General features: G+C 53.8%; 10 protein-coding genes and 1 pseudogene. 6 read left to right on the top strand and 5 right to left on the bottom strand.

The genetic code is table 11. The annotated features are described in order from the left end of the window. Positions 1-29: 29 nt before the first annotated feature. Positions 30-236, top strand: a pseudogene (locus ACTH5D_RS10545) (chorismate-binding protein); the annotation flags it as partial. A gap of 11 nt (positions 237-247) precedes the next feature. On the opposite strand, the gene ACTH5D_RS10550 reads toward ACTH5D_RS10545, so the two are convergent. Continuing rightward, the gene (locus ACTH5D_RS10550; protein WP_441670976.1) at positions 248-1,162 is read right to left on the bottom strand and encodes a metal ABC transporter substrate-binding protein; all 915 of its coding nucleotides are present in this window, start codon (positions 1,160-1,162) and stop codon (positions 248-250) included. 307 nt (positions 1,163-1,469) lie between these two features. Between ACTH5D_RS10550 and ACTH5D_RS10555 the strand changes: the two genes are divergently transcribed. The 3 genes from ACTH5D_RS10555 to trpC are packed head-to-tail and all read left to right on the top strand — an operon-like array spanning position 1,470 to position 3,975. Further along, positions 1,470-2,075, top strand: coding sequence for an anthranilate synthase component II (locus tag ACTH5D_RS10555; protein WP_441670978.1), 606 nt, complete (start codon positions 1,470-1,472; stop codon positions 2,073-2,075). A 36-nt stretch (positions 2,076-2,111) separates the two neighbouring features. After that, positions 2,112-3,131: an anthranilate phosphoribosyltransferase gene (gene trpD, locus ACTH5D_RS10560; protein WP_441670980.1), complete on the top strand. Its 1,020-nt coding sequence runs from the start codon at positions 2,112-2,114 to the stop codon at positions 3,129-3,131. Positions 3,132-3,171: 40 nt separating this feature from the next. Next, positions 3,172-3,975, top strand: coding sequence for an indole-3-glycerol phosphate synthase TrpC (gene trpC, locus ACTH5D_RS10565; protein ID WP_441670982.1), 804 nt, complete (start codon positions 3,172-3,174; stop codon positions 3,973-3,975). A gap of 33 nt (positions 3,976-4,008) precedes the next feature. Here the strand turns inward: trpC and ydiJ are convergent, their stop codons facing one another. From ydiJ to ACTH5D_RS10580, 3 genes are all read right to left on the bottom strand, one after another. Continuing rightward, the gene (ydiJ, locus tag ACTH5D_RS10570; RefSeq protein ID WP_441670984.1) at positions 4,009-7,149 is read right to left on the bottom strand and encodes a D-2-hydroxyglutarate dehydrogenase YdiJ; all 3,141 of its coding nucleotides are present in this window, start codon (positions 7,147-7,149) and stop codon (positions 4,009-4,011) included. Between the two features lie 113 nt (positions 7,150-7,262). Beyond that, a complete protein-coding gene (locus tag ACTH5D_RS10575) occupies positions 7,263-7,853 on the bottom strand; it encodes a DUF4202 domain-containing protein (RefSeq protein WP_441670986.1) in 591 nt (196 codons plus the stop codon). A 167-nt stretch (positions 7,854-8,020) separates the two neighbouring features. Then, positions 8,021-9,274, bottom strand: coding sequence for a dicarboxylate/amino acid:cation symporter (locus ACTH5D_RS10580; RefSeq protein WP_441670988.1), 1,254 nt, complete (start codon positions 9,272-9,274; stop codon positions 8,021-8,023). Positions 9,275-9,502: 228 nt separating this feature from the next. Between ACTH5D_RS10580 and serS the strand changes: the two genes are divergently transcribed. Beyond that, positions 9,503-10,780, top strand: coding sequence for a serine--tRNA ligase (gene serS / locus ACTH5D_RS10585; RefSeq protein WP_441670990.1), 1,278 nt, complete (start codon positions 9,503-9,505; stop codon positions 10,778-10,780). Here the strand turns inward: serS and ACTH5D_RS10590 are convergent. Next, complete coding sequence (locus ACTH5D_RS10590) at positions 10,725-11,582, bottom strand: SIMPL domain-containing protein (protein WP_441670992.1); 858 nt, start codon at positions 11,580-11,582, stop codon at positions 10,725-10,727. The two genes, serS and ACTH5D_RS10590, sit on opposite strands and share 56 nt — an antisense overlap. Positions 11,583-11,761: 179 nt before the next feature. Here ACTH5D_RS10590 and ACTH5D_RS10595 point away from each other — a divergent pair, with 179 nt between their 5' ends. Continuing rightward, a complete protein-coding gene (locus ACTH5D_RS10595) occupies positions 11,762-12,865 on the top strand; it encodes an AI-2E family transporter (RefSeq protein WP_441670994.1) in 1,104 nt (367 codons plus the stop codon). The last annotated feature ends 66 nt before the right edge of the window (positions 12,866-12,931 follow it).

Below are 12,931 nucleotides of genomic sequence, written 5' to 3' on the forward strand. Positions count from 1 at the left end.
CGGTTAAACTTGGTATTTATTAATGGGATTTAGGGTATTTGTCTTGGCATGGAAATATTGATACTGCGATCGCCATTCGTACCGCGGTGATTAAAGATGGCCAACTGCATGTTCAGGCCGGGGCGGGCATTGTGGCTGACTCGGTTCCCGAAATGGAATGGCAGGAGACGCTTAATAAGGGGCGCGCAATTTTCCGCGCAGTGGCCATGGCTGAGCGCGGGTTAGACAACCTTTAACCCTGGGCCAATTACTCGGCCGTTGCGCCTCCTAACGTGGAATGCAGCACTTCCGCGTTATGGCGCAACATGGCTGAGTAGTTAGCCGCTGGGCCATCAGCATTGCTTAGCGTATCGACATACAAGGGGCCTGCTAGAGGTAGTGATGCCTCGCGTGACAAGGCATCCATGTGTATCTGCGGGGTGGTGCTTTCGTAGAACAGCGCTAAGGGACGTTTTTCGACAAGATGCTCACTCATTTTAGCCATCGCCAGCGCACTGCCTTGAGTCTCATGATTCACCCCCCATATCCCAAGCGCACGAAAGGCGTAGGCGCGCGCAAAGTAGCCAAAGCCCGCCTCGCTAGTAACCAGCATGCGATTAGTTTGCGGAATCCCGTCAAGGCGCTCCTTCACCGCCTGATCAATGATCGCGAGCGCTTTCTGCGCTTCTTCGGCGCGCGCATAAAACGCATCGGCATGGTCGGGCAGATGTCCGGCCAGCACGTCAGCAATGACATCAATGTAGGCGGCAGCGCCTTGAGGGTCCATCCACATATGAGGGTCTGGCTCGCCTTTATGCAGGCCGGTAGAGATCGTTATCGGCGTGTAATCCGCTTGAGAGGCTACTTCTATTAACGTGAGCCGGTCACCTGACATCGCCTCAACATGGTGCATCCAGGGCTCTAACCCCAGTCCGTTGTAAAACACGATATCGGTTTCCTCCAGAGCGAGTACGTTGGGCGGCGTTAGCTCCCAGCGATGAACATCTTCTTCTGCAGGTACAATCACGTTGACGCTAACCGCATCACCGGCGACTCGCTTTACCAGATCTTGCATGATAGAAAACGAGGCAATAACGCGCAGTGTGGGGTTGGCATAGGCTGGCGCCGTGCTCAGCACCGCGACGCACAAGAGCGTACTCATCCAGATAACCCGCTTTAACATCCCACGCTCCTAACTGACTTGAAAAACTAGCTTGAAAACTAGCGAAAAAGACAGCAGATAATAAAGACTGCGATGGCTCGTTGCCAGTTCCAATGCAGCGGCCTATGTAGCTAGGTTAGTACCTAACGCTGAAAAATGGTCCATTCCTAAGCATAACGTGCATTATGCCAAGCGGAACGGTTTGTTCTTTTTAAGCACTGTTGATGAAGGGGCACACTTAACCCCTGCAAGGAAGTGCTTGGTTGCGGTATCATCAAACCTATAGTTTTTATTAGCAGTTTCATAAGGTGAGGGAGTAAGAGGGGCAATGGCGAAAGGACAGTCAGTGCAAAAAGTCTTAATGATCGATAATTACGATAGCTTCACGTTTAACATCGTGCAGTATTTGGGTGAGCTGGATGCTGCAGTGATCACCCATCGTAATGACGAAATCAGCATTGAGCAGATTGAAGCGCTGGCGCCTACGCACCTAGTGGTGTCACCCGGCCCCTGTACACCCAATGAAGCAGGTATTTCCATGGCGGCGATTGAACACTTTGCCGGCAAGCTGCCTATTTTAGGCGTTTGCCTTGGTCATCAGGCAATTGGCCAAGTCTATGGCGGTAAAGTGGTTCGTGCCCCGCAGGTTATGCACGGCAAAACGTCAGACGTATGGCACGATAATCACGGCGTTTTTGAAGGGCTGGAGAACCCCGTGCAGGTTACCCGCTATCATTCTCTGGTGGTCGATAAAACGAGCCTACCCGATTGTTTAGAAGTGACTGCCTGGACAGACGATGATGATGTTACGCCTGGCTTAGTCATGGGACTGCGCCATCGTGAGCTGGATATCGAGGGGGTACAGTTTCACCCCGAATCGATTCTTACCCGCCAAGGTCATGAGCTGTTGGCCAACTTTTTAAAACGCGGCTGATTGCCGGTTTCACACGCTTTAGGGACCCCTCTGCTCATGCAAATGCGCGATGCGATTAATGCGGTAATGCGCCGCGAAAACCTCTCTTTCGACACCATGCATGCTTTGATGCGCCAAATCATGACCGGCGATGCCGGCGATGCGCAAATTGGTGCCTTATTGATGGGGTTAGCCATGAAAGGCGAAAGCGCGCTAGAGATTAGCGCCGCCGCCCAGGTAATGCGCGAGCTAATGAAGCGCGTGGAGTTAAACGTTGAGAACGTCGTAGATATCGTTGGGACTGGCGGCGATGGTGCCAATTTGTTTAACGTTTCCACCGCTGCTAGCTTTGTCGCCGCAGCAGCGGGTGCTCATGTGGCCAAGCACGGAAACCGCAGCGTTTCATCATCGTCTGGCAGTGCTGATCTGTTCGACGTGGCGGGCATTTATCTTGATCTTAAGTCCCAGCAAGTAGCGCGCTGCATCGAGCAGGTGGGGGTAGGCTTTATGTTTGCGCCTAACCATCACCCGGCTATGCGCTATGCTATCGGCCCTCGCCGCGAGATGGGCGTGCGCACGTTGTTTAATATTTTAGGTCCGTTAACGAACCCCGCCGGTGCGCCTAATCAGGTACTAGGCGTTTACGCTCCAGAACTTGTGCCGCTCATGGCCGAAGTGCTTAAAACGCTGGGCAGCCGCCACGTCATGGTGGTGCACTCAGAAGATGGCTTGGATGAGATTTCACTGGCGAGCCCCACTCTGGTTGCGGAGCTCAAAGATGGCGAGATTACCCAATATACGGTGACGCCAGAAGAGCTGGGCATTGAGCGTCAGAGCCTTGTCACGCTTAAAGCCAACAATGCAGAAGATAGCCTGCGCTTAGTTAAAGCAGCCTTGGTCGGTGAGGGTGCCGCGGCAGATATCGTCGCTCTGAACGCCGGTGCGGCACTTTATTGTTCTGGGGTGGCAGACACGTTAAAAGAAGGCGTAATGGTGGCGCAGGATGCGCAAGCGTCCAAACTGCCGCTTGAGAAGCTTAAAGAGCTTTCGCACTTTACCAGCGTTTTTAAGCCGTAGGCTCTTAAACAAGATAAGCTTTAAACACGAAGAGATCATCATGACTCAACAGGCAACACCGACTATTTTAACGCGCATTCTGGCCCGTAAAGACCAAGAGGTGGCTGAGCGCCGTCAAGCGGTTTCAGAGCAGGATCTGCTAGCGCTAGGTGAGCAGCAAAGCGCACCGCGCGGTTTTATTGACGCTCTCAATGCCCGCATTGCGACAGGCGACCCGGCCATTATCGCTGAGGTGAAAAAAGCCTCGCCCTCAAAAGGCGTGATTCGTGAAGAATTTCATCCTTCGGATATTGCTAAAAGCTACGCGCAGGCGGGTGCTGCCTGCCTTTCCGTGCTTACCGATGCTGATTTTTTCCAGGGCCATGAAGACTATCTGATTGCCGCTCGTGATGTCTGTTCACTGCCGGTGATTCGCAAAGACTTTATTACTCACGGCTACCAGGTTTCAGAAGCCCGCTCGATCGGCGCAGACTGCATTTTGCTAATTGTTGCTGCGTTAGATGATAGCCAGCTACACGACCTGAATCAGCAGGCCAACCAGCTAGGCATGGATGTGCTGGTGGAAGTGCATGGTGCCGATGAGCTGACGCGCGCCTTGGCACTCGACCTGAAGTTAGTCGGCATTAATAACCGCAATTTGCATACATTTGAAACTAGCCTGAACACCACGCTCGATCTGCTATCGCGGATTCCTGAGCATGTTACGGTGATCACAGAGTCGGGTATTCATACCCGCGATGACGTTAAGCTAATGCGTGATCATAGCGTTAACGGCTTCTTGGTCGGTGAGGCTTTTATGCGTGCAAGTGATCCAGGCCTGGCGCTGAAGACTCTTTTCTTCTGAGTTTCAGGGCCGAACCTGTTGGCTATCGATCCGTTAAGCGCTGCGTAACAGCGTAAGCAGCGCTTGAAGTGGGTGACGCAAGGTTTGGTTGGAATAGCGTTTCACCTGGCTACGACAGGAGTAGCCGGTCGCTAACAGCCTGCCTGTATTGTGCTGCTCTTCCACCTGCGGCTGCCATGACTGTGCATAAATGACCTTTGAGGTCGCCACGTTACGGGTTTCATGACCATAGGTGCCGGACATACCGCAGCAGCCAGTGGCCATCAATTCAAGCTCTAAACCAAACGCCGCGAACACCTGCTGCCAAGCCTTGGGGCTGGCCGGCGCATTGGTTTTCTCGGTGCAGTGGGATAGCAGCTTAAAGCCCGGGTCGGTGAGCGTTAGCTGGTTAGGCGCCAAGGTGTTAAGGCGGGTCACTAGCCACTCTTGGAGCATCATTACGTCGGGCACTGCCTGATCCCCAAACGTTTTCACATACTCTTGACGGTACGTCAGGGTCATCGCTGGATCAATGCCCACCATCGGAATGTCAAGGCGTGCCAATGTGCGTAGCCGTTTGGCCTGTTTGATCGCGGTACGCTCAAAGGCACCCAGAAAGCCCTGCACATGCAGGGGTTTTCCGTTAGCAGAGAAGGGCATTACGAATACCCGTAGATTAAGCCGCGAGAGTAGCTCAACGATATCCATGACCAATGTGGCTTCAAAGTGGGTGGTAAAGGCATCTTGAACAATGATCACGCTGTTGGCGCGCTGCTGCTCGGTGAGGATGGCAAGCGCTGCGGGCGTTGCTTCGGCCACTCCCCAGGCCCGTAGCTGCTTTTTAACGCTTGACGGTGAAAGTGCTGGCGAATCGCTAATGCCCAACTGATGGCCCATCAGCTTTTCGATCCAGCGCTGTCCGATCACGGCGTTATACAGCGGAGCGGCTTTAGCCAGAGAGGGCAGCATGAATTCGGTGCCGCCGATGACATAGTCGCGCAGCGGGCGCAGGTAGCGGCCGTGATAAACCTCTAAAAACTGCGAGCGGAACTGGGGAACATTGACCTTAATCGGGCACTGCCCTGCGCATGATTTACAGGCTAAGCAGCCTGCCATGGCATCGTAAACTTCATGGGAGTAGTCGTGGTGCTGTTTACGGCTTAGGCTATTGGCCATCCGCCGCGGAAAGCTCTTAATAAAGCCCCAGCCGCCTTCGGCCTTTTTCTTGCGTGACTCTTCCACGACGTCAATGCCGGCCTGAGACTGTAAGCGCAGCCATTCGCGAATCAAGCTGGCGCGGCCTTTAGGCGAGTGACGGCGATCCCGAGTGGCCTTCCAGGAAGGGCACATAGGGTCGTCAACGTCGTAGTTATAGCAGGCGCCATTGCCGTTGCAGTATACCGCGGCGTCATAGGCCTGCCATGCTCGCTCATCGATGGTACGGTCAAGCTGGCCACGTGTCGTCACGCCATCAATGGTCAGTAGTTCTGGGTCACGCTCGCGGGCAATTAGCTGGTTGGGCTCACGTGTGGCCGTTGCCCCCACGTCTTCAGACGCCGAGAACAGCGGCGTCGCGATTTTGCCCGGATTGAGTTGATTGTAAGGATCAAACGCAGCTTTTACACGCTGAAGGCTAGGGTAGAGCTCGCCAAAGAACTTAGGCGAGTACTCTGAGCGAATGCCCTTGCCGTGTTCACCCCATAGCAGGCCGCCATATTTTTGGGTAAGAGCGGCCACTTCATCGGAGACTGCGCGAATCAGCGTTTCCTGCTCTGGATCCTTCATATCGATAGCGGGGCGCACGTGAAGTACGCCTGCATCCACATGGCCGAACATGCCATAGGTGAGGTTGCGGGCATCCAGTGCGGCACGAAATTCGGCGATAAAGTCCGCCAAATGTTCTGGCGGCACGGCGGTGTCTTCCACAAACGGAATCGGCCGTTTTTCACCTTGGACGTTGCCCAACAGTCCCACCGAGCGTTTGCGCATGCCGTAAACTTTCAGAATTTGGGCGCGTCCTTCTGACAGGGTAAAGCCTAGCCTTGCTACCGTTGGATCTTGGCTTAGATAGTCGGTAAATAACCGTACGCGGTCGACGAGAGTTTTCTCGTCATCGTCGTTGAATTCAATCAGGTTAATGCCACTAATCGGCACGCTGCCGGTGGCAGGGAAAAACTCAGCCACGCTATCCCAGACAAAGTCCTCCATGGCGAGCTGGAGCACTTTATCATCGACCGTTTCAATCGAAGTGGGCCGTGCGGCACTCGCCATCAGTGTTTTGGCATCCCGTAGGGCATCCATAAAGCTTGCATAGCGCACGTTGACCAAGGTGGAGTGCTTGGGAATCGGCAGCACGTTCAGCACCGCTTCGTTCAGAAAGCCCAGCGAACCTTCCGAGCCGCATAGCAGGCTGTTGAGATTGAGTTGGCCTTCGTCATCGCGAAGGTGGGCCAGGTCGTAGCCGGTTAAACAGCGATTGAGAGGCGGAAATTTTGCCTCTATCAAATCACGCTGTTGGTCGATAATCGCGGCGGCGGTGGTATGCACGTGGCCTAAAGCACCTTGTTGTTGGCATTCGCTGTGCTCTTCGTCCGAGGTTAGCGCGCGGCTATGTAGGTGCTGGCCGCCGAGTAGAACGGTATCAAGTTCCAATACGTGATGGCGGGTTTTACCGTATTCGCAGCTGCCCTGGCCGCTGGCATCCGTTGAAATCATACCGCCGATAGTGGCGCGGTTGGAGGTTGAAAGCTCCGGGGCGAAAAACAGACCGTAAGGTTTTAGAGCGGCATTCAGCTGGTCTTTTACCACCCCTGCTTGCACACGCACTCGGCGGTTCTCAGTATCTATTTCAAGGATTTTATTCATGTGGCGCGAGACATCGACCACAATGCCGCCGGTCAGTGACTGGCCGTTAGTCCCGGTGCCGCCGCCACGTGGTGTCAATACAACGCTTCGATGAGTTGTTTGTGCGGCGAGCTTGGATAGGCGCTCTAGGTCTTCGGCATGTTTGGGGTAGACCACCGCCTGGGGCAGGCGCTGGTAAATAGAGTTGTCGGTCGCCAGTACCGTGCGGTGAGCGTAATCAGGGGCAATGTCGCCTTCAAAGCCGCGTGTTTTGAGAGCTTCGAGAAAACGTACATAGGCGTTACCTAAACGCTCAAACGGAGCGGAACGCGTGTCCAGAGGTGCAATCATAGATGATTAAGCCGTCAGTGCCGGGGGCGCAATAAAGGAAGTAGGCTACTTTACCGCAGCGGCTGCCTAGCTGCATCTTAACGTGATGATTTACTCAGTCTCTTGCAGGCACCTTACTCGGCACCCAGCGCTTCTTTGACCAGTGCTAACGAGGCGTCTGACATAGGCAGCGTTAAGGCCAGTGCGTGGGCACGGGGCGACATTTTGCGCCACGTCTTTTGCACAATATGCACCATATGGTCGTGTTCAATCTTGCGTGAGAAATCCACGAAGTAATTCTCTAGAAAAACGAGGCAGGCAGAGTCTTCCAGCGCCTGCACGTCGGCATCGCGTCCCAGGCCTTTCTTGCCAATAGTGGTGGCGGCTCGTTCGGCGTCTTCGGCTGAAAAGCCTGCATCGCGCATTAGCTGGGCGGTAGTGTCGCCAGCGCGAATGCCTTGGTCGCGGCGCCAGGTGAGATAACCCACACGTCCTTCCGGGTACTGCTCGCGCGGTACTAACCAGCGTTGCAGATGCTGAGCACGTATCGCTAGGCGCAGTACTTCATCAGGCGCGTCATGCACGCGATCTAACCAGCCACTCATACGCTGAGCATAGACCAGTTCCTGCGGTGTTGACGTGCCATCCGCTAGAATGATGGTGCGGGGGTCTTGCGCATGCAGCGCATCAATGGCGGCGAGCGTTTGGTCAAAAGCAGTCGGCATAGCAGCGGTGCTCGGCTAAGAGAATGGTTAAATTGAATAACATCTATATTGCATAGGGATTAGGTTGCCGCGAAACAGCGCCAATCACAACGGCTGAGTGGGAAAAGCTTGAATCCGCCTTGCTACAAAGCGCAGCAGGCGGATGTTTTGATTAATAACGGCCCGTGTTAGGTCTGGCGGGAGTTATAGACGGTTTCGTTGAGTTCACCTTCGCTCTTACCGACTAGAGTCGTTACCATTAAATCACCGGCGACATTGACACTGGTGCGCGCCATATCAAGAATGCGGTCAATCCCCGCGACGACCGCGATCGCTTCTAGCGGCAGGCCAACCTGCGCCATGACAATCGAGAGCATGATTAAGCCAGCACCAGGTACGCCCGCGGTGCCAATTGAGGCCAGCGTGCCGGTAGCAACAATCATACCGTAGTCCATCATGCTCAAATCAGTACCGGTCATCTGAGCGATAAACAGCACCACTACACCTTGGTAAAGCGCCGTGCCATCCATATTGATGGTGGCGCCTACCGGTAGCACAAACCCCGAAACGCCTTCGGAAACGCCAAGGTTTTTCTGCGCACAGCGGATAGATATGGGCAGGGTGCCGGCAGAAGAGGCAGACGAAAACGCCACCACAATAGCGTCCAGGCTACCCTGCAAATAACGCATGGGGTTTAAGCGCCCAATGAGGTAGAGAAAGCCGGAGTAGATCAGCAAAACGTGGAGGATGCTGGCGAGATACGCGACGCCGATCAGCTTGGCCAGCGGCAGCAGTATCTCTAAGCCGTATTGGCCCGAGACGTGCGCGATCAAACCAAATACGCCAAAGGGTGCAAAGGCCATCACAATGCCTGTGAGCTTGTACATGGCTTCAGCAAAGCTGTCGAACACCTTCATCACCGGCTCGCCTTTATCGCCAATGAGCGTCAGCGAAATACCCAGGCCAATGGCAAACACAATGATCTGCATAATGTTCCCGTTGGCCAGGGCGTCCAGCGGATTGCGTGGCACTAAATCAACTAGAATAGAGATCAGCGACGGGGCTTCGTTTGCAGCAACTTCGCTATCGAAGCTTAAGTTGATGCCTACTCCCGGCTGCAGCAAAGTAGACAACAGCATGCCGATAATGATGGCAAAGGCTGTGGTGATCAAATAGAGCGTAATCGTCCTGGCACCAATGCGACCCATTTTCTTCGGGTCGCGCATCGAGGTAATGCCCACCACCAGCGTAGAAAACACCAGCGGCACAATCAGCATCATAATCGCGTTGATAAAAATATCGCCGAGTGGCTTAAATACGCTGGCGGTCTCGCCCAGCATCGCCCCCGCTAGAATGCCTAGCGCTAAGCCGGCCAAGATCTTTTTCCATAAGGCTATTCTTCGCCACCAGGCAAATTTTCCTTGCTGTGTTGTTTCTGGCACTGCCCACCTCCTATCAAAGTGTAAAAGCCTATCCTTCGGTGATTCGCCAGCCGAATCACCGAGCACTTTATCACTTTTGGAAATGATGGGGCACGTGGAAGTGAAGCTAAGCACGAGCCTGATGCTGCAAGTTATGGCTCCTTGCGGCGCTTTTGCCTACAATAGGCGCCTTTATGCACGCGCGTTGGCGCGCTGCTCTTATTATTTTCAGGCCAAGGGACAGGATTCATGCTCGATCCGAAACTGCTGCGCGGTGATCTTGACACGGTTGCTCAACAACTGGCCCGCCGGGGCTTTGTGCTTGATAAAGCGGTACTGCAGGCGCTGGAGTCCCGGCGCCGCGAGCTGCAAACGCAAACCGAGCTGTTGCAAAGCGAGCGTAATACGCGCTCTAAAGCGATTGGTAAAGCGAAGGCAAGCGGTGAAGATATTCAGCCGCGGCTGGATGAGGTCAGCGATTTAGGCGACCGCTTGGATGCAGCCAAGCTTGAGCTGGCCGCTGTGCAGGCCGAATGGGATGACGCGATTAGCGGTATTCCCAACCTGCCCCATGACAGCGTGCCGGAAGGTCAAAACGAGGAAGATAACGTTGAGCTGCATCGCTGGGGTACGCCCCGTGAGTTTGCTTTTACCGTCTTAGACCACGTTGATTTGGGCAAGCAGTCGGGTTATCTGGATTTTGAACTGGCGGCTAAAATTACCGGTGCTCGCTTTGCCGTGATGCGTGGGCCTATCGCGCGGCTGCACCGTGCGTTAGCTCAGTTTATGCTGGACACCCAAACGGAGCAGCACGGTTACGAAGAGTGCTATGTGCCGTATATGGTGAACCGCGATTCGCTAATGGGGACCGGCCAGCTGCCTAAGTTTGGCGAAGACCTGTTTAAGCTGGATGATGAGCGTGGGTATCATTTGATTCCTACCTCAGAAGTACCGCTGACGAACTTTGTTCGCGACGAAATCGTCGAGCAGACGGCACTACCGATGAAGCTTACGGCGCATACGCCGTGTTTTCGTGCTGAAGCTGGCTCGCACGGCCGCGATACCCGCGGCATGATCCGCCAGCATCAATTCGATAAAGTTGAAATGGTTCAGATTGTAGAACCTGAGAACAGCTATACGGCACTTGAAGAGATGCGTGGCCACGCCGAGGCTATCTTACAGGCGCTAGCGTTGCCGTACCGTGTGGTAACGTTGTGCAGCGGGGATATGGGGTTTGGTGCGACGAAAACCTACGATTTAGAGGTGTGGCTGCCGAGTCAGGAAACGTATCGGGAGATTTCTTCGATCTCAAACTGCGAGGATTTTCAGGCGCGTCGCATGCAGGCGCGTTATCGTCATCCAGACTCGAAGAAGCCGCAGTTGCTACATACGTTGAACGGTTCAGGGTTGGCAGTAGGGCGTTGCCTGCTGGCGGTGCTTGAAAACCACCAGCAGGCGGATGGCTCAGTAATTATTCCTGAGCCGCTACGTCGCTATCTTGGTGGTTTGGAGCGTCTGGCCCTTTAAGCGCCCACTCAACGCTAACGCCGGCATCAATACGGATGGTGCCGGGGCTGTAATCACTGGCGCCGCCGGATTGGCTAGCATCAGCAGAAGCACTTTCAGCACGCATCATCATCATGCGCGGTTGGAAAATCGGTGACTGGGTTTCTTCAATGCGCTGCACGTGGCCAAGTTCGGCATCTAAACTATCTGCCATTAGGTTCGCTTTATGCTGAGCTTTTTCAAGGGCTTTAACCAACGCTTCGTCAGTGGCTGAGTCGCGGTCCTGTAAATCGAACTGAACGCCGTCTAGCGCGTTAACGCCAGCAGCGATCAGTGCGTCTAACACTTCGCTTAACTGATCGAGGTCCGTGAGTTCAACGGTGACCGGGCGTTCAAGGCGCGTGCGCTGCAAGGTTTCATGCTCGCCGTCTTCGTTACGCTGCCCTTGAACGTGCTCGGGATAGACGTTTAATGAGCCTGCATTGATGGCGCTGCGTTCGAGGCCGGTCGCTTCCATCTGCTCAATTAATTCGCGGGCGCGGGTCTCCAAGCGCTCACGTGCATCGGTTAGTGCGCTACTATCACTTTCCTCTAGAGTGGAAAGCGCGGGAGTATTTTCCCATAGTCGAGCATTAAGCGTCGCTTTGTCAGGTTCTACCTCAACCCATGACTGTGCCTGTACATTCAGGCTGGGTGGGGCTTGGTGAGGTGGCGACGCTTGAGCAAGAGGTGCGCTAAGCAGTGCCACTAGAGCACCGCCTAGCAGGCTGTAACGCAGCCGATTAGAAGCAAATCGTTGAGTTCGTAGTGATGTCGCTATCATATGAAATGTCCGTGCTGTCAGTAGGCTAATGTTAATTATCGTCAAGGCTTGGAAACGCATTGGAAAGGAAAGTTCAGTGCTGAAGAGTGGATGCAAAACAGTTGCTTCTTGCTTGCACGGTTAGTGCATTATCGTGCTGGCAACCACTATGAATATGACAACAGTCTAGGGATGGGTTTATGTCGAAATTATCGGACGAGGATTACCGTACGGTTCCTCTTCATGCCACCTTGGCACTCGCCTCGCTGGTAGTGATTGTTGCGGGAATGAAGGTTGGGTCTGATTTACTGGTGCCACTGCTGCTGGCAATATTTATTGCCGTCGTATGTACCTCTCCGGTGCAATGGCTACACCGCTGTGGTTTGAGTTTGCGATTATCGGCTTTTCTCACCTTAATGGTGCTGCTGGGATTTCTTTCGCTTCTCGCCTTGCTGGTGGTTAATAGTTTTAGCACGTTTTTGGCCGCATTACCGGATATTGAATCTCGGCTCTACGAGCAGTATTGGAATTTGCTCAATGCACTGTCTGCGCATGGTCTGGCCGTTAGCCCAGACCAGGTGAACTCAATGTTTGTCATGGATGATGAAGATTCTTGGATGCCAACCTTGTTAGGAGAGATAGGCAATCTCTTCATGCAAAGCTGTATCGTCGGGTTGCTGGTCATCTTTATGCTTTTTGAGACGCTCAATTTTCGCGATAAAATCTCGCGAGCGCTTGAAAATCCTGCCCCGAGCTTAAAGCGATTCAGCGAGTTTAGCTTAACGTTAAAGCGTTACTTAGCGGTCAAAACCGCGATTAGCCTGACCACAGGGGTGCTGGTTTGGCTTTCATGCGTCATCATTGGCGTCGAGTTTGCATTGTTGTGGGGGGTATTGGCCTTTGCCCTAAACTTCATTCCGAATATTGGTTCTGCGCTAGCGGCTATCCCGCCGGTACTCTTGCTTCTGGTTGCTCAAGATGGCGGTGCTTTTCAGGCAATGCTTTTAGCCTCGGCTTACTTGGTCATCAACTTTGTACTTGGCAACTTGATTGAGCCGCGGGTGATGGGGCAGGCGTTGGGGCTTTCTACCTTTGTCGCGTTTTTATCACTGGTGGTATGGGGCTGGATCTTTGGTGCTGCAGGGATGCTGCTCTCTGTGGTGCTTACGATGACATTGAAGATCGCGCTGGATAGTCATCCGCAAACCCGATGGATGGCGCGCTTATTAGGGCCTGGAAAACGTCGTTTAAAAGATACTAGGGTTAGCGATGCACGGCTGCCGCCATGGAAGCGTGAAAAATAGCGTAAAGCGCGCGAGGGGAAGAGAATGACTACCGCCGACTAAGTCGGCGGCTGTTTCAAGCGCTAG

This window comes from Halomonas sp., assembly GCF_052095695.1.
Classification (GTDB): domain Bacteria; phylum Pseudomonadota; class Gammaproteobacteria; order Pseudomonadales; family Halomonadaceae; genus Vreelandella.